This is a genomic window from Marinobacter antarcticus (assembly GCF_011049865.1).
GTDB classification, from domain to species: Bacteria; Pseudomonadota; Gammaproteobacteria; order Pseudomonadales; family Oleiphilaceae; genus Marinobacter; species Marinobacter antarcticus_A.
In genome coordinates, this window is the sequence record NZ_DRGY01000073.1 from 16,834 (window position 1) to 39,252 (window position 22,419).

Annotated in this window: 18 protein-coding genes and 1 pseudogene; 15 read left to right on the forward strand and 4 right to left on the reverse strand. The window is 55.0% G+C overall.

Features of this window, described 5'->3' with window-relative positions:
* Positions 1-2: 2 nt before the first annotated feature.
* From mdoH to prpD, 8 genes are all read left to right on the forward strand, one after another.
* Entirely contained in the window at positions 3-2,108 is a 2,106-nt protein-coding gene (mdoH, locus tag ENI00_RS09205; protein WP_304101513.1) for a glucans biosynthesis glucosyltransferase MdoH, read from the forward strand.
* A 24-nt stretch (positions 2,109-2,132) separates the two neighbouring features.
* Entirely contained in the window at positions 2,133-3,719 is a 1,587-nt protein-coding gene (locus tag ENI00_RS09210; protein WP_304101514.1) for a glucan biosynthesis protein, read from the forward strand.
* A gap of 102 nt (positions 3,720-3,821) precedes the next feature.
* Positions 3,822-4,502, forward strand: coding sequence for a GntR family transcriptional regulator (locus ENI00_RS09215; RefSeq protein ID WP_304101515.1), 681 nt, complete (start codon positions 3,822-3,824; stop codon positions 4,500-4,502).
* A gap of 32 nt (positions 4,503-4,534) precedes the next feature.
* On the forward strand, positions 4,535-5,422 hold the full coding sequence (prpB, locus tag ENI00_RS09220; RefSeq protein WP_304101516.1) for a methylisocitrate lyase: 888 nt from the start codon (positions 4,535-4,537) through the stop codon (positions 5,420-5,422).
* Positions 5,423-5,438: 16 nt separating this feature from the next.
* On the forward strand, positions 5,439-6,569 hold the full coding sequence (prpC, locus tag ENI00_RS09225) for a bifunctional 2-methylcitrate synthase/citrate synthase (protein WP_304101517.1): 1,131 nt from the start codon (positions 5,439-5,441) through the stop codon (positions 6,567-6,569).
* A gap of 22 nt (positions 6,570-6,591) precedes the next feature.
* Positions 6,592-9,204 (forward strand): Fe/S-dependent 2-methylisocitrate dehydratase AcnD, encoded by a 2,613-nt coding sequence (acnD, locus tag ENI00_RS09230; protein ID WP_304101518.1) that lies wholly within the window; start codon positions 6,592-6,594, stop codon positions 9,202-9,204.
* Position 9,205: 1 nt separating this feature from the next.
* Positions 9,206-10,381 carry a 2-methylaconitate cis-trans isomerase PrpF gene (prpF, locus tag ENI00_RS09235; RefSeq protein WP_304101519.1) on the forward strand — a complete coding sequence of 392 codons (1,176 nt, stop codon included), beginning with the start codon at positions 9,206-9,208 and terminating at the stop codon, positions 10,379-10,381.
* Between the two features lie 64 nt (positions 10,382-10,445).
* Positions 10,446-11,930 carry a 2-methylcitrate dehydratase gene (gene prpD / locus ENI00_RS09240; RefSeq protein WP_304101520.1) on the forward strand — a complete coding sequence of 495 codons (1,485 nt, stop codon included), beginning with the start codon at positions 10,446-10,448 and terminating at the stop codon, positions 11,928-11,930.
* 8 nt (positions 11,931-11,938) lie between these two features.
* Here prpD and vapC read toward each other — a convergent pair whose 3' ends face one another.
* The 4 genes from vapC to ENI00_RS09260 form a co-directional block, all read right to left on the reverse strand.
* Positions 11,939-12,343, reverse strand: coding sequence for a type II toxin-antitoxin system tRNA(fMet)-specific endonuclease VapC (gene vapC, locus ENI00_RS09245; RefSeq protein WP_304101521.1), 405 nt, complete (start codon positions 12,341-12,343; stop codon positions 11,939-11,941).
* Positions 12,343-12,573 carry a type II toxin-antitoxin system VapB family antitoxin gene (gene vapB / locus ENI00_RS09250; protein WP_304101522.1) on the reverse strand — a complete coding sequence of 77 codons (231 nt, stop codon included), beginning with the start codon at positions 12,571-12,573 and terminating at the stop codon, positions 12,343-12,345. Before vapB ends, vapC begins: the two co-directional genes overlap by 1 nt.
* 163 nt (positions 12,574-12,736) lie before the next feature.
* Complete coding sequence (locus tag ENI00_RS09255) at positions 12,737-13,789, reverse strand: ExeA family protein (RefSeq protein ID WP_304101523.1); 1,053 nt, start codon at positions 13,787-13,789, stop codon at positions 12,737-12,739.
* 20 nt (positions 13,790-13,809) lie between these two features.
* Complete coding sequence (locus ENI00_RS09260) at positions 13,810-14,718, reverse strand: XrtA system polysaccharide deacetylase (protein WP_304101524.1); 909 nt, start codon at positions 14,716-14,718, stop codon at positions 13,810-13,812.
* Between the two features lie 283 nt (positions 14,719-15,001).
* Here ENI00_RS09260 and ENI00_RS09265 point away from each other — a divergent pair, with 283 nt between their 5' ends.
* The 7 genes and pseudogenes from ENI00_RS09265 to ENI00_RS09295 all read left to right on the forward strand — a co-directional run.
* Entirely contained in the window at positions 15,002-16,408 is a 1,407-nt protein-coding gene (locus ENI00_RS09265) for a TIGR03013 family XrtA/PEP-CTERM system glycosyltransferase (protein ID WP_304101525.1), read from the forward strand.
* Positions 16,409-16,446: 38 nt separating this feature from the next.
* On the forward strand, positions 16,447-17,085 hold the full coding sequence (locus ENI00_RS09270; protein WP_304101526.1) for an XrtA/PEP-CTERM system exopolysaccharide export protein: 639 nt from the start codon (positions 16,447-16,449) through the stop codon (positions 17,083-17,085).
* Positions 17,085-18,668 (forward strand): XrtA system polysaccharide chain length determinant, encoded by a 1,584-nt coding sequence (locus tag ENI00_RS09275; protein WP_304101527.1) that lies wholly within the window; start codon positions 17,085-17,087, stop codon positions 18,666-18,668. Before ENI00_RS09270 ends, ENI00_RS09275 begins: the two co-directional genes overlap by 1 nt.
* On the forward strand, positions 18,668-19,531 hold the full coding sequence (locus tag ENI00_RS09280; RefSeq protein WP_304101528.1) for a polysaccharide biosynthesis protein: 864 nt from the start codon (positions 18,668-18,670) through the stop codon (positions 19,529-19,531). The genes ENI00_RS09275 and ENI00_RS09280 overlap by 1 nt, the downstream gene beginning before the upstream one ends.
* 3 nt (positions 19,532-19,534) lie before the next feature.
* Positions 19,535-20,899, forward strand: coding sequence for a hypothetical protein (locus tag ENI00_RS09285; RefSeq protein WP_304101529.1), 1,365 nt, complete (start codon positions 19,535-19,537; stop codon positions 20,897-20,899).
* The gene (locus ENI00_RS09290; RefSeq protein ID WP_304101530.1) at positions 20,899-22,218 is read left to right on the forward strand and encodes a FemAB family XrtA/PEP-CTERM system-associated protein; all 1,320 of its coding nucleotides are present in this window, start codon (positions 20,899-20,901) and stop codon (positions 22,216-22,218) included. The genes ENI00_RS09285 and ENI00_RS09290 overlap by 1 nt, the downstream gene beginning before the upstream one ends.
* A gap of 1 nt (position 22,219) precedes the next feature.
* A pseudogene (locus ENI00_RS09295) lies at positions 22,220-22,419 on the forward strand (GNAT family N-acetyltransferase); the annotation flags it as partial.

A 22,419-nucleotide genomic window follows, 5' to 3' on the forward strand; every position in this document is an offset into this window, starting at 1 on the left:
TTATGAATAATGAAGCAACACAACCTACCGCAAAGCACCGCTGGCGATTGGTTGCGAACCTACGCCGCGCTGTGCTGATGTTGTTCGTGTTCGGCCAGACAGCGGTGGCGTCTTACTACCTGCTCTGGGTGCTGCCATACCACGGTGGCACCGCGCTGGAAATCGGCATGCTGGTGCTTTTTGCCATTCTGTACGCCTGGATAGCCGTCGGGTTCTGGACGGCGGTTTTCGGGTTTGTCATCCGTCTCATGGGCGGTGACCGCCACTCCATACTCAAGCGCCATACGGAGGCTGAACTGCTGGAAACGCCGTTGGCGAAAACAGCCGTGTTGCTGCCCATCTATCACGAGCCGGTGCACTGGACCCTGAGCGGCCTGAAAGCGGTGTATCGGGATATCGAACGTAGCGGCCAGATCGAGCACTTCGAGTTTTATATACTGTCCGACAGCCGGAACCCGGACGTCTGGCTGGAAGAACAGGTGGCATGGAGCAATCTGGCAAAAGATCTGGGGGCAGAGGGGCGAATCTTCTACCGAAGGCGTCCGGTGAATCTCAACTACAAAAGCGGCAACGTTGCGGATTTTCTCCGGCGCTGGGGTAAGCGCTCACGGTATATGGTGGTGCTGGATGCCGACAGCCTGATGACCGGCAGTTCCATTGTGCGCATGGTGCAGTTGATGGAGCGCGAACCCGGCGTTGGCATTCTTCAAACCAACCCGAACATTATCAATGGTCAATCTTTGTTTGCCCGCATTCAACAGTTCGCAAACCGGTTTTACTCCACGTTATTTGCCAGCGGGCTGGCGGCCATCCAGATGGGCGACGCGGCCTTTTGGGGCCATAACGCCATTCTTCGCATCGAACCGTTCATGAAGCATTGCGGGTTACGCAAACTACCGGGCTTCGGGATTTTCGGCGGCCCTATCATGAGTCACGATTTTGTCGAGGCGGCATACATGGGGCGTGCCGGTTACGAAGTCTGGCTGGAGCCGGGCCTGGGCGGAAGCTATGAAGAATCGCCGCCAACACTGGCCGATGAGCTTGCCCGGGACAGCCGGTGGGCTAAAGGAAATCTTCAGCATCTGTGGGTGATGTTGCGGGAGCCCAAACTCCGCTTCGCTCATCGTATGGCGTTCCTCAACGGCATCATGGCGTATGTCGCGTCGCCACTGTGGCTGGGGTTCCTGATTCTTACCACGATCGCGGCCGCCGATATGGCGCTGTCGCCCATAGAATATTTTCCGGATGGTCATCAGGGGCTTTTCCCGCTTTGGCCTGAGTGGCGGCCCGAGTGGGCTCTGGGTCTTGCTTTGAGCACGCTGGCATTGTTGTTTTTGCCAAAGTTTCTGGCCATTCTCGACGCCATAATTCACAGGTTTACCGGTGATTTTGGTGGGCTGTTCCGTTTGTTCTGCAGCGTTATGCTGGAAATCGTTATTTCAGTGTTACTGGCGCCATTGCGCATGTGGGCGCACAGCCGCTACGTTATTTCCGGGCTGCTGAACGTGTCACTTGAATGGGCAGGGCAGAACCGCACGGAGGAAACCACCTGGAAGGACGCCTTTATCACCCAGTTGCCCGGAATGCTGTTGGGTCTGGGTTGGTCTGCGTTTGCCTGGAGCCTGAATGCCATGTTTTTTTTATGGTCGCTGCCCGTGGCATTGCCGCTGATTCTGGCTGCGCCCACGGCGGTGTATCTCAGCCGGAATTCCATCGGACAAGCGCTCAGGCGGGGCCGGCTTCTGCTGATACCGGAAGAAAGCATTGCCATGCCGCTGCTCGAAGACGCTCTGCTGTTTCGTGCTCAAGAGCCCGCAGACTCAACCCTGACACCGCTTGAGCAGGCGGTGCTCAGGCTCGACCACAATCGTTTGCATCAGACGTTGGCGTGGGATCATCGGCATGGCTCCCGCACGGCTGAGCTTGAGACCTGCGTGGCAAGGTGCCTGGAAAAAGGGCCGGATGCGCTCTCACGTTCCGAGATGAGCCAGATCGTAAGAGACCGACAATCCCTGAGCGCCCTGCACGAAGGCGCCTGGCGCGCAATGCCCGACAGTTTCTGGGGGCGATCCATCGCACGGCTTAGCGCTCAAACCAAAGACACATAAGAGCGACACGGGAGAAGAGAAGCTATGGATCGACGAACGCTTATGAAAACCCTGATAGCGGCCCTGGGCGCTAGCGCTTTGCCGCTGGCACCTCTGGTGTGGGCGCGTGAATCAGAACTCAGCATGGATAGCAAGGAAAAGCCCTTCTCCTATGGGTGGCTGAAAGGCGTCGCGCGGGAATTGGCCACGCACCCCTATATCTCCCATGAGGGCGAACTGCCGAAGAGTCTCAAGCAGCTTTCCTGGGACGACTATCAGGCCATCGGATTTCGCAAGGATCATGCGTTGTGGGCAGACAGCGAGTCGGCCTTTCAAGTGCAGCTTTTTCATCTTGGCCTGTATTTTCAGTCCCCGGTGAGGATTCACGAGGTGACTGACGGCAAGGCATCCACGCTTAAATACAATCCCGATTTTTTCAACTACAACGGCAAGCACCCCCTCGGCGACTTGCCCAAAGACCTGGGCTATGCGGGTTTTCGCCTGCACTACCAAACCAACTTTTCACTGGATCTTGCGGCGTTTCTGGGGGCCAGCTATTTCCGCGCGGTGGGTTCGGAAATGCAGTACGGCATGTCAGCTCGTGGGCTGGCCATTGATACGGGTATAAACGGCGAAGAAGAGTTCCCGAGGTTCAGCGCCTTCTGGCTGGAAAAACCCCAACCCGGCAGCCACGTTATGCGGGTGTGGGCGCTGCTCGATTCACCCAGCACCACGGGCGCTTACGCCTTTGTGCTCGATCCCGGTCGCAACATGGTAATAGACGTAGACGTGGCACTGTATCCCCGTGCGGAAATGAAAAGAGCCGGAATCGCGCCCCTGACCAGCATGTATCAGGTGGGGGAAAATAACCGGCGGGTAGATTACGACTGGCGCCCCGAAATTCACGATTCTGACGGTTTAGCCATGCTTTCAGGCAGTGGCGAATGGCTCTGGCGGCCACTTGGGAACCCGGCGCACCTGAGATTCAACAGTTACTTTGATAGCAGTCCCCAAGGTTTCGGTTTGCTGCAGCGGGATCGGAAGTTTGATCACTATCAGGACGACGGCGTGTTCTACGACCGCCGCCCGAGTGTCTGGGTGCAGCCCAAAGGTGAGTGGGGCAAGGGCAGTATCGATCTGGTGGAAATCCCGACCGTCGACGAAACCTTCGACAACATCGTCGCTTTTTGGCACCCGGAAGAGCCATTACAGCCCGGACAAGAATATCTGTACGCGTATCGTATGCATTGGGGCGAGCATGCACCCGTTAAACCGCAAGAGCTGGCGACCGTACAGGCCACTCGCACCGGGCTTGGCGGTGTTATTGGTCAGGATCGGGAGCACTTCTCCTGGCGGTTCGCCGTGGACTTTGCGGGAGGGATGCTGGAAATGTTGGGGAATAATACCGACGTGGAGGCTGTGGTCAGCGTCAGCCGCGGCGAGGTGGAAATAACCTCGGCGCGCCCGCTGTCCGCCATTAACGGATACCGGGCGATGTTTGATCTGGTTCCAGGCGACTCTGAGGAACCCATTAACATTCGTCTGTATCTGCGCCTGGCGAATGAGCCGCTCACCGAAACCTGGGTATACCAGTACTCACCACCGCCCGTGTCTGAGCGCAAGCTGTATTGATGCGTTCGCTTCTGGATTGTTGACAATGCGGCGCGCGGATTATTGACAGAGTAGAGTTTACGGCGTATTTTGTCGAAATTACCGTAACATTGTCGACAAAATATGCCGGGCACCACGTTTCAAACCTACACGCGCGCCGACGAAGCCTTTGATTGTCTGCAAACGGCCATCGTTAAAGGTGATCTCGCGCCAGGTGACAAAATCGGTGAATTGGATCTCTGCGCCCGCTTCGAATTGACCCGCGGCCCGCTTCGAGAGGCGCTGGGGCGTCTTGAGTCACGCGGGCTTCTGGTGCGCCGTCCCCACGCGGGCGTTACCGTTGTGGCGGTGAGCGCCTCGGAGCTGGTCGAACTGTACCGTATACGCGAAGTCATGGAGGGGTTGGCCGCGCGTCAGGCCGCTGAGCGTATGACCGATCAGGAAATTGCAGACCTTCAGGCCACTCTGGACGCTCACGAGGCGATGATCGACGAATCCTGTGGGCAAGCCTATTACCAGGCTGAGGGTGATTACGATTTCCACCACCGCATAGCCACTGGCAGCCGGAATACAAAGCTGGCACAAATGCTTCTGGGCGATCTCTATTATATGGTGCGAATGTACCGCTATCGTTTAAGCACCTCCACAGGGCGCCCCCAGCGTGCTCTTGGTGAACACCGCGGCATTGTTGAAGCCATTGCCCAGCGCGATGGTGAACTCGCAGAATTTCTGATGAAAAGACACATTAACGCCGCTCGTAAAAACATCGAGAGAAAAATTCAGGAAGGCGTTTTAATTATTTAATGGCTCCAACCATTTAAAGAGAGGGAATAACCATGTCCAGCAAGCTTTCCCCGGGTGCGCGTTTTCGCAAAGCCCTGCAAGACAACAAGCCACTGCAGATCGTGGGTACCATCAACGCATACGCGGCCATGATGGCCGAAAAAGTCGGGCATCAGGCTATTTATCTCTCCGGTGGCGGCGTGGCTAACGCTTCTTACGGCCTGCCGGATTTGGGCATGACCAGTATGAACGATGTGGTAGAAGACGTGCGCCGCATAACGGCTGCCACCGATTTGCCACTGCTGGTGGATATCGATACCGGCTGGGGCGGTGCATTCAACATTGTCCGTACCATCCGGGAAATGGAACGCGCCGGCGCGGCGGCTGTGCACATTGAGGATCAGGTTGCCCAGAAGCGTTGCGGCCATCGCCCGAACAAGGAAATTGTAACCAAAGAGGAAATGGTCGATCGCATCAAAGCAGCAGCGGATGCAAGGATAGACAAAGACTTCTTTATCATGGCTCGCACCGATGCCTTCCAGAAAGAAGGCCTGGAAGCCGCCATTGATCGCGCCAAAGCTTGCATTGACGCCGGTGCGGACGGCATTTTTGCCGAAGCCGTCACCGAGTTGGAGCACTACAAGGCCTTTTCAAAAGCCCTGGGGGATGTGCCATTGTTGGCCAACATCACCGAGTTTGGCGCTACGCCGCTTTACAATCGAAAAGAGCTCGGTGAATCCGGTGCCGCCATGGTGCTGTACCCCCTAAGCGCCTTCCGCGCCATGAACAAGGCCGCCGTCACCGTGTACCAGAACATTCTGCAGAAAGGCGATCAGAAAGACGTGGTCGATCTGATGCAGACGCGTATGGAGCTATACGATTACCTCAACTACCACGATTTCGAACAGAAGCTGGATCAGTTGTTCCAGCAGTCTAAATAATTAAGGGAGAGCAACCATGGCTGAAGCAAAAAAATCAGGTGGCGCAGGCTTGCGCGGTCAAGTAGCTGGCGAAACAGCACTGTGTACGGTTGGTAAAACCGGCACCGGCCTGGCCTATCGTGGTTACGACGTCAGCGATCTGGCAGCGAACGCCCAATTCGAAGAAGTCGCTTACTTGTTGCTACGTGGCAAACTGCCGAATCGGCAAGAGCTGGATGCGTACAAGAAGAAACTTCAGAACTTGCGTGGCCTGCCTCATGCCCTGAAAACCGTTCTGGAAAACATCCCCAAAAACGCCCATCCCATGGACGTAATGCGTACCGGCTGCTCCATGCTGGGCAGCCTGGAAACTGAACAGGATTTCAGCGAGCAGGACGACCGGATCGACCGCATGCTGGCCCTGTTCCCGTCTATCATTACCTACTGGTACCGCTTCGCCCACGAAGGCGTGCGCATTGAAACCGCCAGTAATGTGGACTCCATCGGTGGCCACTTCCTTGAACTGCTCCACGGCAAAAAGCCGAGTGAACTGCACGAGCGCGTGATGAACGTGTCGCTGATTCTCTACGCCGAGCACGAATTCAACGCCTCCACCTTCACCGCGCGCGTTTGCGCTTCCACGCTGTCGGATATTCACAGCTGCGTAACCGGCGCAATTGGCACGCTACGAGGCCCGCTGCACGGGGGCGCCAACGAAGCCGCCATGGAACTGATTCAGAAATTCAAGAGCGCGGACGAAGCTGAGAAAGGTCTGATGGGCATGCTCGAACGCAAGGAAAAAATCATGGGCTTCGGCCACGCGGTTTATACCGAATCCGATCCCCGTAACGTGATCATCAAGAAGTGGTCTGAAAAGTTGTCCGAGGAAATGGGCGACACGGTTCTGTACCCGGTATCCGTTCGCTGTGAAGACGTTATGTGGCGCGAGAAGAAACTGTTCTGTAACGCCGACTTCTTCCATGCCTCAACTTACCACTTCATGGGCATCCCGACCGAGCTGTTCACACCCATTTTCGTGATGTCCCGCGTATCCGGCTGGACCGCACACGTGAAAGAACAGCGGGCTAATAACCGGATTATTCGCCCGAGTGCGGATTATACAGGTCCGGAAAGCGCCGAATGGCTGCCGATCGACAAGCGCGCATAATCGAAGGGATACGAGTCTTCTGATGAATACTAATTACCGCAAACCGCTCCCAGGCACCAATCTGGACTACTTCGACACGCGCCAAGCGGTTGAAGACATCCAGCCTGGTGCCTACGAAAAGCTCCCGTACACCTCAAGAATTCTCGCCGAGCAACTGGTTCGCCGCTGCGACCCAAGTGCACTGACGGATTCCCTGAAACAGCTTATCGAGCGCAAGCGTGATCTCGATTTCCCCTGGTACCCAGCCCGCGTAGTTTGTCACGACATTCTTGGCCAGACCGCCCTGGTGGATTTGGCAGGGCTGCGCGACGCCATTGCCGAGAAGGGTGGTGATCCCGCCAAAGTAAACCCGGTGGTCCCCACGCAATTAATCGTGGATCACTCCCTGGCTGTGGAGCACGCGGGCTTTGAAGACGACGCCTTCGAGAAGAACCGCGCCATTGAAGACCGCAGAAACGACGACCGCTTCCACTTTATCAACTGGACCAAAACCGCGTTCAAAAACGTGGATGTGATTCCCCCCGGCAACGGCATCATGCACCAGATTAACCTGGAGAAAATGTCTCCGGTGATTCAGGCGCGAAAAGATGGCGAAGGCAAGCGAATAGCCTTCCCGGATACCTGCGTTGGCACAGATAGCCACACGCCGATGGTTGACGCCCTGGGCGTCATATCAGTAGGTGTGGGCGGCCTGGAAGCCGAGAGCGTTATGCTCGGCCGCGCCTCCATGATGCGCCTGCCGGATATCGTAGGTGTTGAGCTCACCAACCGGCTGAACCCCGGTATTACCAGCACGGATATGGTGCTGGCCCTGACCGAGTTCCTGCGCAAGGAGCGCGTAGTCGGTGCTTATCTGGAATTCTATGGCGAAGGCGCAGACAGCCTCACCATAGGAGACCGCGCCACCATCTCCAACATGACACCGGAGTACGGCGCCACCGCAGCCATGTTCTACATTGATGGCCAAACCATCGATTACCTGAAGCTCACTGGCCGTGAAGACGAGCAGGTGGCTTTAGTAGAACAGTACGCCAAGCACACCGGCCTGTGGGCAGACGCCCTGAAAACCGCCGAATACGAGCGTGTTCTGAAGTTTGATCTTTCCACCGTTGCCCGCACACTGGCCGGCCCCTCCAACCCGCACGCACACTTGCCAACCTCCGAGCTGAAAGAGCGTGGCATCGCAGGCGAGTGGGTGAAAGAAGAGGGCAAAATGCCCGATGGCGCTGTCATCATCGCCGCCATCACCAGCTGCACCAACACCAGCAACCCGCGCAACATGGTGGCCGCCGGTCTGATTGCCCGAAATGCCAACAAACTGGGCCTGACCCGAAAGCCCTGGGTGAAGTCCTCCCTGGCGCCGGGTTCCAAAACCGTCAAAATGTATCTGGAGGATGCCAAACTATTATCCGAGCTGGAAAATCTCGGCTTTGGCGTCGTGGCGTTCGCGTGCACCACCTGTAACGGCATGAGCGGCGCGCTGGACCCTGTTATCCAGAATGAGGTCACCGATCGCGATTTGTACGCAACGGCAGTGCTCTCCGGTAACCGTAACTTCGATGGCCGGATTCACCCTTACGCCAAGCAGGCGTTTCTTGCCTCACCACCTCTGGTAGTGGCCTACGCAATCGCCGGCACCATCCGTTTCGACATCGAAAAAGACGCCTTGGGTTATGACGCAGACGGCAACCCCGTCACCCTGAAGGACATCTGGCCAGATGATGCAGAAATCGACGCCATCGTGAAGCAATCGGTGAAGCCGGAGCAGTTCCGCAGCACCTATATCCCCATGTTCGACATCACCCGCGATGCCCAGGCCAACACCAACCCGCTTTACGAGTGGCGGCCAGAAAGCACCTACATCCGCCGGCCACCCTACTGGGAAGGCGGGTTAGTAGGCGAAAAGATGCTCAAAGGCATGCGCCCGCTGGCCGTACTGCCAGACAACATCACCACGGACCATTTGTCGCCGTCCAACGCCATCATGATGGACAGTGCCGCCGGTGAGTACCTGCACAAAATGGGTTTACCAGAGGTGGATTTTAACTCCTACGCAACCCATCGTGGCGATCACCTGACCGCCCAACGGGCCACCTTTGCCAACCCGAAGCTGTTCAACGAAATGGTGTTGGATGAAAACGGCAAAGTGACGCAGGGTTCGCTGGCGCGGATTGAGCCGGAAGGCAAGGTCACTCGCATGTGGGAAGCCATTGAAACCTACATGGAGCGCAAGCAGCCGCTGATCATCATTGCCGGCGCTGACTACGGCCAGGGCTCCTCCCGCGACTGGGCAGCCAAAGGCGTTGCGCTGGCCGGTGTTGAAGCCATCGCCGCAGAAGGCTTTGAGCGGATTCACCGCACCAACCTGGTCGGAATGGGCGTTATGCCTCTGCAGTTTGAAGAAGGCACCACGCGCAAAACCCTGAAGATTGACGGTACCGAAACCTTCGATGTGGAAGGCACAGCGGCGCCCGGTGCGACGCTTGTTCTGGTTGTTCACCGCAAAGACGGAGGCGCCGAGCGAGTGCCGGTTATTTGCAGGCTGGATACGGCAGAGGAATTGTCCGTGTATTCTGCAGGTGGCGTTCTGCAGCGGTTTGCTGAGGATTTCCTGCAGTCAGAAGGGGCGGTTTAAAATGCCCAAAGCACCGCAAATCAGAATCCCCGCCACCTACATGCGTGGCGGCACCAGCAAAGGCGTGTTCTTCCGCCTTGCCGACCTCCCGGAAAAGGCCCAAACTCCGGGCCCCGCACGGGACAAACTCCTGCTGCGAGTCGTCGGCAGCCCCGACCCGTATCAGAAGCAAACCGATGGCATGGGCGGCGCCACCTCCAGCACCAGCAAAACCGTCATCCTGAGCAAAAGCACTCAGCGTGATCACGATGTGGATTATCTGTTCGGGCAGGTGAGCATCGATAAACCCTTCGTGGACTGGAGCGGCAACTGCGGCAATCTCACCGCAGCCGTTGGCGCCTTTGCCATCAACAGTGGGTTCGTCGCAAAAGACCGTATTCCGGAAAACGGCACCGCAATTGTGCGCATCTGGCAGGCCAATATCCGCAAAACCATCATTGCCAACGTGCCGATCACGAACAGTGAAGTGCAGGAAACCGGCGATTTCGAGCTCGACGGAGTCACGTTTCCCGCCGCCGAAGTGCAAGTGGAATTTATGGACCCGGCGGATGGCGAGCGTTCCATGTTTCCCACTGGCAACCTGGTGGATGAGCTGCAGGTACCGGGTGTTGGAACATTAAAGGCCACCATGATAAACGCCGGCATTCCCACCGTGTTCATCAACGCGGAGGAAGTCGGCTATAAGGGCACGGAGCTGCAAGACGACATCAATAGCGATCCCAAAGCCCTGGCGATGTTTGAGAGCATTCGGGCTCTCGGGGCCTTGAAAATGGGCCTTATCCAGAGCATCGAAGAAGCCGCCGCCCGACAACACACGCCAAAAGTTGCTTTCGTAGCGCCACCAGCGGACTACACTTCATCAAGTGGCAAGAAGATCGGCGCCGGTGATATCGATGTGCTGGTGCGCGCGCTATCAATGGGCAAGCTGCATCACGCCATGATGGGCACAGCGGCCGTGGCGATTGCCACCGCAGCGGCCATTCCCGGAACGCTGGTTAACCTGGCTGCCGGCGGCGGTGATCGTACGTCGGTCACGTTCGGCCATCCTTCAGGCACTTTGCAAGTAGGCGCCGAAGCCAAAGAAGTGAACGGTCAGTGGACGGCCACCAAAGCGATTATGAGCCGCAGCGCTCGCATTCTGATGGAGGGTTGGGTGCGCATACCCGATGAGGCCTGAGGCATAGGCCCCTTCACCTTGGACTTTTTACATTAGATCCCGAACCCCGCAAGGAGGAACGAAAATGTCTGCAACATTCGATCTCAACGAGCGGCCTGATTACGACGACGTTCTGCAGCGAATTGCAGACTACGTTCTGACCTATCAGGTGAAGAGTGAAGAAGCCTGGAACACCGCCCGCAACTGCCTGATGGACACACTTGGCTGTGGCCTGCTGGCATTACGCTTCCCCGAGTGTACAAAACATCTTGGCCCCATCGTGGAAGGTACGGTCGTTCCCCACGGCGCTCGTGTTCCCGGAACCTCATTTCGATTGGATCCGGTAAAAGCTGCCTGGGATATCGGCTGCATCGTACGCTGGCTGGATTACAACGACACCTGGCTGGCGGCGGAGTGGGGCCATCCTTCGGATAACCTGGGCGGCATTCTGGCAATTGCCGATCACCTGTCCCAGAAGCGTGTGGCCGAGGGCAAATCACCCATTGCCATGAAAGCGGTTCTGGAAGCCATGATCATGGCCCACGAAATTCAGGGCATACTGGCGCTGGAAAACTCGTTCAATCGGGTAGGGCTGGATCACGTAGTGCTGGTGAAAGTCGCCTCCACGGCGGTCACTGCGAAGCTTATGGGCGCTAACCGCGAGCAACTGCTGTCAGCGCTGTCCCACGCCTGGGCAGACGGGCAGTCCCTGCGGACCTATCGCCACGCGCCGAACGCCGGTTCCCGCAAGTCCTGGGCCGCCGGCGACGCTACGTCACGGGCTGTTCGTCTTGCCGATATTGCCATGCGCGGTGAGATGGGCATTCCCGGCGTACTCACAGCACCTCAGTGGGGTTTTTACGACGTGCTGTTCAGCAAGACCAACAAAGATCAGGCATTGAAGCCGGAAGATGAGCGTCAGTTTTCACTACCGCAGGCATTCGGCTCCTACGTGATGGAAAACATCTTGTTCAAGATTTCCTTCCCTGCGGAGTTTCACGCCCAAACCGCCGCTGAGGCAGCTGTAACGCTTCATCCACACGTTAAAGACCGGCTCAGCGAGATCGATCGAATCGTGATAACCACCCACGAATCCGCCATCCGCATCATTTCCAAGCAAGGCAAACTGGCAAACGCAGCAGATCGTGACCACTGTTTGCAGTACATGACGGCAGTACCGCTGATTTTCGGGAATCTAACCGCGGACCATTACGAAGACAGCTTCCACAATGCGCACCCGCAAATCGATACGCTGCGGGACAAGATGGAAATCATTGAAGACGAGCGCTACACCCGGGAATATCTGGAGGCAGATAAGCGCTCCATTGCTAACGCCATCCAAGTGTTTTTCAAGGACGGCTCCAGTACAGACAAGGTTGCGGTGGAGTACCCCATCGGCCACCGCCGGCGCAGAGAAGAGGGCATTCCGTTGCTGGAAGACAAATTCAAGGCAAATCTTGCAACGTGTTTTGTCGGGCAGCGCTGCGAGGAAATCTTCAACCTCTGTAATAGCCAACAGGAGCTTGAAGCCACGCCGGTTCATGAGTTTGCCGGGCTGTTTGCAGTTTAGCCAGATGGCTATTGACTAACCCAGTTGGCCAGCCGTATCCCGGGCACGTTCTCGAATTGTTTTGTGTTATTGGTGACCACCACTAACCCTTGAGATCGGGCGTGCCCAGCGATCATTTCATCGTAAGGACCAATCGGGCGACCAATTTTTCTCAGCTCAGCTCGCAGCTGCCCGGTATGCACCGCCGCATCATTGTCGTATGGCAAAACCTCAAGCCTGGCTGCGAAACCCTCAACGTCCCTGAGATTACGACGCACCGCAGCAGACGCCTCAGCTCCGTATATCAACTCCATAAACGTTACGACTGAAATGCACATCTGGCCATCGTGAGCAGTAAATGCTTCACGAACCTCGGCAGGCCGATTTTTGATGGTATAAATGGCGATGTTGGTATCGAGCATATACTTCAGCATCAAAGCGTCTCGCGCTCTTGAGAGTCCGGCTGTTCGCGATTTGTCATAAAGTCGCCGGAAACCCCTTCGCCGTCAAACCAGCTATCCCACGTCTCGCCAGCAGGCGTTATAATACGGGCGCGGCCCATGATCACGATGTCCACTTGTTTGACATCATCGGGGTATGCCACCGGCTTTGGAAGCCGTAGCGCCTGGCTTTTGTTGCTTTTGAAAATGCTTGCACGTTCCATTTATTGCCTGCCTCACGGTCTACATTTCAACAGTATATCCCAAAGGTATATCCCAGCTTAAGTAGTGAGCAGGGAAACGTCAATGGGGCACCCTTCAAATCTAGGCCCATAGATCAAAAATCCCGGGGCTTGCCCGGGATTTTTTGTTTAGCGGTAAACGTTTCTACTTTCGACCAGGCGACAACGGCTTCACATTATCAGCCTTGCCAATACCCTCTCGCGTGTTGGGGCGCTCCTCGGGGACAATGCCGGCTAACCGGTTGTCAATTCGCTCCAGAGCTTCGGCCATGCGTACCAGAGCGCTAGTCATACCTACCATCTCGCGCGTCATGTCATTTTCGGATTGCCCATTTCGCTCCGAAATGGAATGTTCCCGCTTATTGAGTAACGGCGGTTTGGGCGTATCCTCGGAAAATTCCTCCCCCAACAAGTCCCGGCGAATAGATTTCAGATCGTGCGGGTCGATAAACGGGCGGTCTTCAGAGTAGGCGCACATCATCATGCCGTCGCACAGCTTGTTAATCAGCCGGGGTATACCTTTGCTCAGCCTGTGGATCTCACGAACGGTACCGGCGTCAAACAGCTTGTTCGCACCGTGGCCAGACACCAGAAGCCGGTAGTCAATGTATTCGGATGTTTCTGCAAGCGTCAGCCCTTCCAGGTGGAAGAACAGCTTCACCCGCTGCGCAAGCTGGGGAATATCCAGCACTGCCTGTTTCAGTTCCGGTTGGCCCAGCAAAATAACCCGCATGGCAGGTCCGCCCACGCTTTCCATGCCTGCCAGCATCCGAACGTCTTCAAGATTCTCACGTGTGAGGTTTTGCGCTTCGTCTATGGTCAGCACAACCGGGTTGCCGGCCGCTGCCATGCTCTCCAGGTAATCGGTAATCTGGAACAGCATCGCAACCTTGCTGTTATCCACTACCTTCATCCCGGCTTTGCGAAGAATCAGGCCGAACAGGTCTCGTGATTCCAGGTTGGTGTAGGAAATGTTGAGCAGTTTCAGATTGCCGTCAAGATTACGGACCGTCTTCTTCAGCAAAGTGGTCTTGCCAGAGCCGATCTCACCGCTGATAACCACAAAGCCTTCTGAGCTCCAGATAGCCGAAGACATGTACACGTAAGCTCGGGAGTGTTGCTGGCTCATGTAAATAAAATCGTCTTCCGGCGTAATGCGGAAGGGGTGTCTGTGCAGACCGAAAAATTCCAGATACATACTCAGTTCCTGTCTCTGACTCAGGCTAGGCGGATCAACTGATCGCTGCGCAGAAGAATTTTGTCTGGTTCATAGGCGTTGTAGCTCTCGCTCACAGTGCCAAACCGGAAATCTCCGAGCAGTCGCTCAAGGCGATCGTGGCACTTGTCCAGATTAGTATAATGCCGAAAGCGTGAGAACCAGCTTGCGTTATTGTAACGTGGCTGATCAGGATCTATTTCCCAGGGATGCAGATAGAACATTTGGGGCCGCTCACCAAAACCTGAGGCATTACGGAACAGATAGCGGAACACCGGATAAGGGAACTGACGAAAATAACCGCCGCCGGCCGCCGGTATGGAAAGCCCCATTATATGAGCGGTCGTCAAAGGGAATTCCTGAATAATCGCACCGCTGGCGGTTTCAATGGAGTAGGGCGCAGAGGGCGAGCCAGGTATGCCGTAGCGATCATGTCGTACCGGGAAAATACTCGAATCCCAGGTAAAACCGGCTTTGCTCAGAATATCCAGTGCCCAAAGGGAATCCCGGGTAATGGAGTAACTGGCAGCGCGATAACCTTCGATAGCTTTGCCGGTGATGTCTTCGAGCAGGGCCTTGGAGCGCAGGGTTTCTTCCCTGAACACGTCTTGAGTCTGGGTGTAAATCAGCTGATGGCTGTACCCGTGGGAGGCAATCTCATGGCCGTGGTCCGACAGTTTACGGATTAATGCCGGAAACCGCTCGGCCACCCATCCAAGCACAAAAAATGTCGCTTTCACCTGATGCTTGTCAAACAGCGCTAAAAGACGTTCAGTGTTCTGCTCGACACGGGAAGGCAACGAGCTCCATTGTTCCGGCCTTATAACATCGGCAAGCGCAGCAACATGAAAGTAATCTTCAACGTCTATGCTCATAGCGTGCAAGGGTGGGGCTTTTTCCGGTCCGGGCATGGGTTCTCCTTTCCAATCACACCAACGGCTGATTTTCGCCTACTGACGGTGCAAATACAATTCATGTTGCCGGCATTTAACGGTGATTATGAAAAACAATGTCAAACTATCTTGTCAAAAGATACAATGAGTTGTGATTACACGTTAGCCAGCGCAAACTGTGTGAATGTCCGAAAAAATAACCGGCGCTACGCGGCCCCACATTGTCAGTTGAGCGTTATCCGCCGGAAAATTTGATGTTGGTCTGCGTCACAATGCCGTGCAGACAACAAGGAAGTTAGACGTGTCGTATATAAGATTTCGGAAACACTACCTTCATATTCCTCATCTGGTGCTCGCAGCGCTGGAATTTGTTGTTCTATACGCTATTTTTACCTTCCTTGCATCGCTGCTTTCCCTGGCAAACGTCGGTTACCCTTCTGTCGATACAAACATGCTCTCAGCCGGCTTATTCGCACTGATCCTGAGCGGCGGAACCCTTGCCATGGGCGGCTACCTTGCAATGGTTCATGAAAGCGTGTCGGCCCTGCTTTTTCGTACGCTGGTTGCCTACTGTTTTGTAGGCGGAATCGCTCTGAAACTGCTCTACCTGGTGCTTCCCTCCGCAAACCCGGGCAGTACAAACCTGTTCTGGGCGGTTATTCTTGCGTCTGTTATCGTTATTCTTCTTCGTTTGGCATTTCTCCGTATTGTGGATTCAGAGCAGTTGGTGCGCCGGGTGGTAATTCTTGGCGACGGTGATTTTGCGGCCACCCTGTTTGACGAATACGAGCGCAACATGCGCTCACTGGGAGTGCGCATCATCGGGTGCATTGCAGACAGCTCGAATGGCGCTGTCGGAGCAGATAAACTGCTGCCCACGCCCAACGATTTCTATAAATTCTGCCGGCAGAATCGCGTTTCGGAGATTGTGGTTGCCCAACAGGAACGCCGTAGCAGCGAAGGCGGTTGGCTGCCAGTGCCGGCCCTCATGGAGTGTAAGTTGCGGGGCATTGCGATAACCAATGGCGTCGATTTTTACGAGCGCGAGCTTAAAAAAGCCAAACTGGATATGGTTCATCCGTCCTGGATTGTATTTTCCGAGGGTTTCAAACCCTCCAAAACCCGTGACTTTACCAAGCGCTTTCTGGATCTGGTTATCAGCCTCACGCTCCTTGCGGTAATGCTTCCCTTTGTCATGCTTACAGCCATTGCGGTGTTCCTGGAAACCGGGCGGCCTATATTGTACAGCCAGACCCGAGTCGGAATGCTGGGCAAAGAGTTTCGCATTTACAAGTTTCGCAGTATGCGTCAGGACGCTGAAAAAGACGGCAAAGCGCGATGGGCCTCCGCCAACGACAATCGGGTTACCCGGGTCGGGGCGTTCATACGGAACACACGTCTGGATGAATTGCCGCAAATCTATAATGTGATCAAAGGCGAAATGAGCATCGTCGGGCCTCGTCCGGAAAGACCGGAATTTGTCTCGGAGCTCAAAGAAAAAATCCCGTTCTACGACACCCGACATTATGTAAAACCTGGCTTAATGGGCTGGGCACAGCTTAAATACCCCTATGGCGCATCGGTTGAGGACGCCCGGGGCAAGCTGGAGTACGATCTTTACTACTCCAAAAATCACAGCCTTTTGATGGATTTTCTGATCATGATCCAAACCGTGGAAGTAATACTTCTGGGCAAGGGCGTTCGGTAAAAAAACTGGCGAGAACAACTAGGATCTGGAGAGCGTTTATGACTATTTGCACACTGATGCGAGCGAGCTTAATTGCAATGTTGGGGCTGTTTGTTACGGCCTGTTCCGGTCTGCCATCCTCCGCAGAAATGCCGCCGGCATCCGAGCGGGAGGTTGTGCCTTATGAAATTGGCGTGGGCGATACCGTTGCGGTCAGCGTATGGCGCAACCCCGAACTGGGCCAATCTATTGTGGTTCGTCCTGATGGTTTTATCTCCCTTCCCCTGGTGGGAGATGTCAAAGCCGAAGGTAAAATGCCAGAAGAGTTGGCCTCCGAAATCAGTGACACTCTGGGCGAGTACATTCGCAATCCGGAAGTGACGGTGATGGTGACCAACCCCATGAGTAAAGAGTTCCGCAACCGTATCCGGGTGACGGGGCAGGTCGCGTCGCCGCAATCAGTTGCCTTTCAGCCCGGCATGACCGTGCTGGACGTTGTACTCATGGCCGGCGGCGTTACCGATTTTGCTGCGGACGGACGTGCCGTTCTGCACCGCCAGGTTGAGGGTGAGTACCAAAGCTTCGGGCTGGACCTCAGGGCCATTCTTACGGATGGCGACATGCGCACCAACCACAGTCTGCAACCTGGTGACGTAATCAGCGTGCCGCGCAAGCAATTGTTCCGGGGCGAGCTCTGATGGATATGCAGTTCCTGATTGATATCCTCCGTGCGGTGAAGCTTGAACTTTACCGGCACAGGTTGGCAGCAGTGATCATTTTTATGACCGTAACCCTCGGAGTTTTAGCGCTGGGTTACGTAGTGCCGAAAAGCTACACCTCCAAGGCTCTTTTGTACGCAGATCCATCCAATATTCTTCAGCCTCTGCTTAAAGGCAAGGCGGAGATGACTCAGCTCGGTCGCACCAACGAAACCCGGGAGATGATTCGAAGCCGGTCTTTTCTGGAGCAGGTTGCTCTGGATACCGGAATGATCAAAAGCTCTGCACCGGATGCTGTTCGTAACGAAAAGATTGACAGCCTGCGCAAACAGGTAGCGATACGGGAACCAAACCCGAACTTTCTTGAGATTGCCTACACCAGTGGAAGCCCGGATGAGTCCTTCCAGGTTCTCAGCTCGGTATTGAACCGCTTTGTGGAACGTTCGGGGCGTAAAAAGCGCTCCGAGAGCCAGGGCGCGTTCGAGTTCATTGATTCCCAGGTTAAAACCTACCAGCGCCAGCTTGAAGAGGCTGAGCAACGTTTGAAGGAATTCAAGCTGGGCAATCAGGATGGCACCGAGGGTAGCGCCCTTTCCAGAATCGAAGGCCTTCGCCGGGACATTGAAAACCTCAAGCTGGAAATCCAGCAAACCGAATCCCAGATTCAGATGACCGGTTCCCAACTTGAGGATGAGCAGCCAGTAAGGCGCATAAAAGTTGACGCGGGCAAATCCTCAGCCGAACGGCGACTGGCGAATCTTTACCAGGAGCTGGACTCACTGCTTCTTCGTTACCATGAACGCCACCCGGATGTCGTCAGCGCCAAGAGTCAGATTGCAGACCTGAAAAAACAAATTGCCACACAGACCGACGACGACCGGGACGGGGGCGTTACCGAGGTGATGGAGAACCCGGCTTATGAAAACCTGAAAATCCAGCTCTCCGACGCCAAAACACGCCTGACCGTGCATAAAAATCGACTGGAGTCACTGAAGAAACTTCTTGAGGAAGCATTCAGTCGGTCCCAACGGGTTGCCGAAAACCAGGCTGAACTGTCGGATCTGACCCGCGACTACGATGTTACCCGAGGCGTATACGAAGACATGCTTCAAAGCCGGGAACAAGCCCGGCTATCCATGACCCTGGACGTTCAGGGCGAGGGCGTAAGCTTCAAAATCCAGGAGCCGGCCTCATACCCCACCCATTGGGACGGCCTGCAGCTCTACCAGGTTGGCCTCGCTGGGCCTTTCCTGGGCAGTGCCATGGTGCTGGGCCTGCTAACCATGCTGGTCATGTTAGATCAGCGCGTGCGTTCACCCCGTGCGCTGCAACTGGCGCTGCCGGAAAGTATCCCGGTGTTGACCACCATTCCCCACTACCGCAGCACCTGGAAAGACCGCATGCTGCGCAAGGATGTGCTCGCGATTCTGATTGTGCTGGCGACTTTCATGACGGCTTATTTTGCGTTTCTGATTTTCGGAATCATGGGCATCACTGTGGAATACCTGATCAACATGGCCGGGGAATTAACCGGGCTTGGGCTTGAAGAAGGGAGCAATTGATGGACGACAACAAACTCTACAATGCGCTTCTGAAAAGCCAGGATGAACGCCGCGACCGGGGCGAGGCAAAGTCCGAAGAGAATTTTCGTAAAGAACGCCCCTACGCGGGCATTGAGCGCAATAAGCCTACCATGAATCGTTTGGAGGCTGATGGCCGTCGATACCCGCCAACGCTTTACGATTCGTCGGTGTCCCTTGCGCTGATCGGCAATCCTACCCCCTGGAGCCGTGAACAGTTACGGGAGCGGAAAATAATCTATTCCGGCATGGCAGACAAGGAAGTAATGGACGCTTATCGTGAGCTTCGCATCCAGCTCCGTAATCGCGCCGGGGAAGGCAATTTCACGGTGATGTTCAGCAGCCTCGGCAATAATTCTGGCGGACTTTTAACCGCTTATAACCTCGCGGCCTCCTTTGCTCTGGATTCCCACACATCCGCACTGCTTGTGGATTGCGATACCCATAACAACGAGCTGGCTGGGCTGGTTTCCTGCCGGATGAACGCCGGTGTTACGGATTTTGTGGGCGACCGGTCGATGGATATCAAATCGATTCTCTACCCCAGTGGTGTTGAACGCCTCTCAGTCATACCGGCAGGTACCCAGGCATCTTCTGCGGTTGAGTTGTTTTCATCCGTGCGTATGCGGGAGTTGATTACAGAACTCAAAGCGCGTTATCCGGATCGGTGCATTGTGCTGAATGCACCGCCCCTGCGTGAAAATACAGAAGCACGAATCCTTGAGCGTTTTGCAGATCAGATCATCTTCGGTGTGCCTTTTGGAGAAGTCACCGGGGAGGTCATTGCAGATTCCGTGGACACATTCGGGTCTGATAAATTCTCCGGCCTGATTTTTCAGGAGTAGCCCATGGAACCCACAGCAGGAAACTCAAGCAAATACAGCCTTCATGTAGGTCCGGGGTTCGTGGGTGCTTTGTGTTTAGCCTGGTCTTGTGTGGCAACAGCTCAAGGCCTTAGCGATAATATCAGCAGCCTGTCTGGTTCGGCCTCGGTGTTTACCGGTATCACTCACACTCGAACGGACCTGGGAGAGTCAACCGACACCAACACAAAGCCCGGTGTTGGTGTGTCCGGGCAGGTAGGCGGTCAACTTGAAAGCGGCGCCAATGCGCTTGTGTTGCAATACGGCGGCACGCTTCAAACCCCGCAGGACACCCTTCGCAATCGTCAAGCGAGCAACACCTCGGTCACCGGCGCCTCCCGCTATACATACTTTGATCCCAATAGTCGCATTGACTTCAATCTGGGCCACACAATCAGTTCCGTGCGTAACAACACGGGTTTCGCTGTAAATTCTTCCCGCTACAATACCCGCAATAGCTTGAATGCGGGAGCCGGGTTGAATTTCTATCCGGGCGATTTATCCACCGTGCGGTTTTTTGGCCAGGCCGGCCGCAGCTTTACTAGCGGAGTTCTCAAAAATCAGCAATCTTACACCGTTGGCAGCGAGCTTTCTCGAAGGTTGAGCGAGCGCTCCACGGGTGGTCTTAACCTTAGCCGTAGCTGGTCTGACAAGCGTAATACAAACCTCACGATCGATACCGCGCAGTTGGTCTACAGCCTGCAAACGGAGAGCGGGTCTTTCAGGATAGGGGCGGGGGGAAGCCGGGCAGAAACAGAATACAATGACGGAACCACTAGCAAAAACGACGCGGTAACGGGTTTTGCAGAGCGAGCCTGGGTAACGTCCAATTGGCGTACATCGGTGAAATACGATCGCCGCTTGTCAGACAGCGCCACAGATCTCTCCCTGAACCTGCCGCCGGTTTTTTCATTTTTGCCACAATCAGTTCGGTTGCGGGATCTGGTGCTTAGAGATTCACTGTCTCTGACCCACAATACCCAACTCGTGTGCGATGCCTGCATTTTGGGCTTTTACGTACAAGGTGCACAGCTCGAATCACAGAATTCCGGCACCACAACATACCAATACCGCGCCAGCGCCAATTTCGGTTTTCAGCTTACGTCGCTGCAGCGTCTTGATTTTCGGTACACATGGGCAGGCGATTCGAATGAAAATGCCAGCGGGAATAATGATCAGATTCATCGCTTAAAAGCGAGTTGGACCCGACAGATCGCAGAAAACACAACGTTCGGCGTTGAGTTCAATCAGGCGTATCTGCGCTCGAAGTCCATCAGGAATGATAAGGATCAGTTTGAGGTGCGCCTCGTGTTGAGCCGCGGGTTTTCACTGGCGGAGGTCGGGAGGTAGTGACTACAGCGTCACCCAAACAGCAACTGGATGAACTTAAAGCCCTCAAAGGAAGCCTTAGCCGTCAGATCGGCCAGGCCAAGAAAGCAGGAGAAGAACCGGAAACCCTGATCCACCGGTTGAAAGCGGTGTCTGATGAGCTCAAAGCGGTTCAAAAAGCCCAGAAAAGCCAGTTAAACAAGGCGGAAAATACACAGACATCATCGGAACCACCGTTCCCGGATATCGCCCGTGCTTCCGCTGTCGCAAACCCGATTCAGAATCTCTCGTCCAAACCCGTTCACCATCTGGTAGCAGTAGTTCGGGGATCAGAAGCAGAAGCTGGGTGGGATCGATTTGTGAAAAATCACCCAGCCGCAACACCCTACCATTTTATCAACATCCGCCGTTTTATTGAGCAAACGTATGGGCACACTACCCATTACTGTTATGCATTATCGGCGGATGGAGAAATACTGGGAGTTCTGCCGCTCGTGCAGCTCAGCAGCAAATTGTTTGGAAATTTTGTGGTCTCCGTACCTTATTTTAATTACGGGGGATTGCTGACCAACAGTCAGGAAGCGGCTACCAGGCTGGTTGCGGCGGCCAATGAATGGCGACAAAGTATGGGTGCCAGCCATATCGAATTGCGTCATCTTCAGGATAGTGAACTTGAACTGCCGCAACGGCTTGATAAGGTCACCTTTTTGTTACCCTTGCCGCCAACCACCGAATTGCTTTGGCAGACCTTTCGCCCGAAGCTTCGCGCCCAAATACGCCGTGCTGAGAGGGAAGATCCGGAATTAATGATTGGCGGTCCGGAGTTGCTTGGCCCGTTCTATGATGTGTTCGCCTGTAACATGAGAGACCTCGGTACCCCCGTTTACGGCAAAGACTTTTTCCTGAATCTGCTTCAGCATCTGGGCGAATCAGCCCGGCTGGTGGTTGTGAAATTGAATGGAAAACCTGCAGGCTGTGCATTTTTGATGGGTTATGCAGAGCAAATGGAAATCCCCTGGGCTTCCACGCTGCGAGAGTTCAACACCACCGGCATCAACATGTTCATGTACTGGAAAGTGCTTGAATTCGCCATATCCCAAGGCTACAAGGTGTTTGATTTCGGCCGTTGCAGTAAAGATTCAGGCACCTACAAATTCAAGGAGCAGTGGGGCGCTCAGCCCATTCCCATGCATTGGGATTATTGCTTGCCTCCCGGGGAAAATCTGCCGGAACTGAATCCAAATAATCCGAAATTCAAACTATTGATAGCGGTATGGCAGCGTTTGCCGGTATGGCTTACACGGCTCATTGGCCCACACATCGTGAAAAGCCTGCCCTGATATGAGCCTCTTTCAAACCGACTCATGGCAAAGCGCCTGGTGGGATACCTGGGGGGTGGAAAACGGGTTGAAACTGGCAAGAAGCTGGGGTGATGGCAAGTCAGGCATCTACACGTCAACATACCGCCTAAAAGGCTTTCTACCCGTTCGTTCTGTTGAGCTCGTTGGCAGCAGTTACCGAAAAATACGGTCTACCAGAAC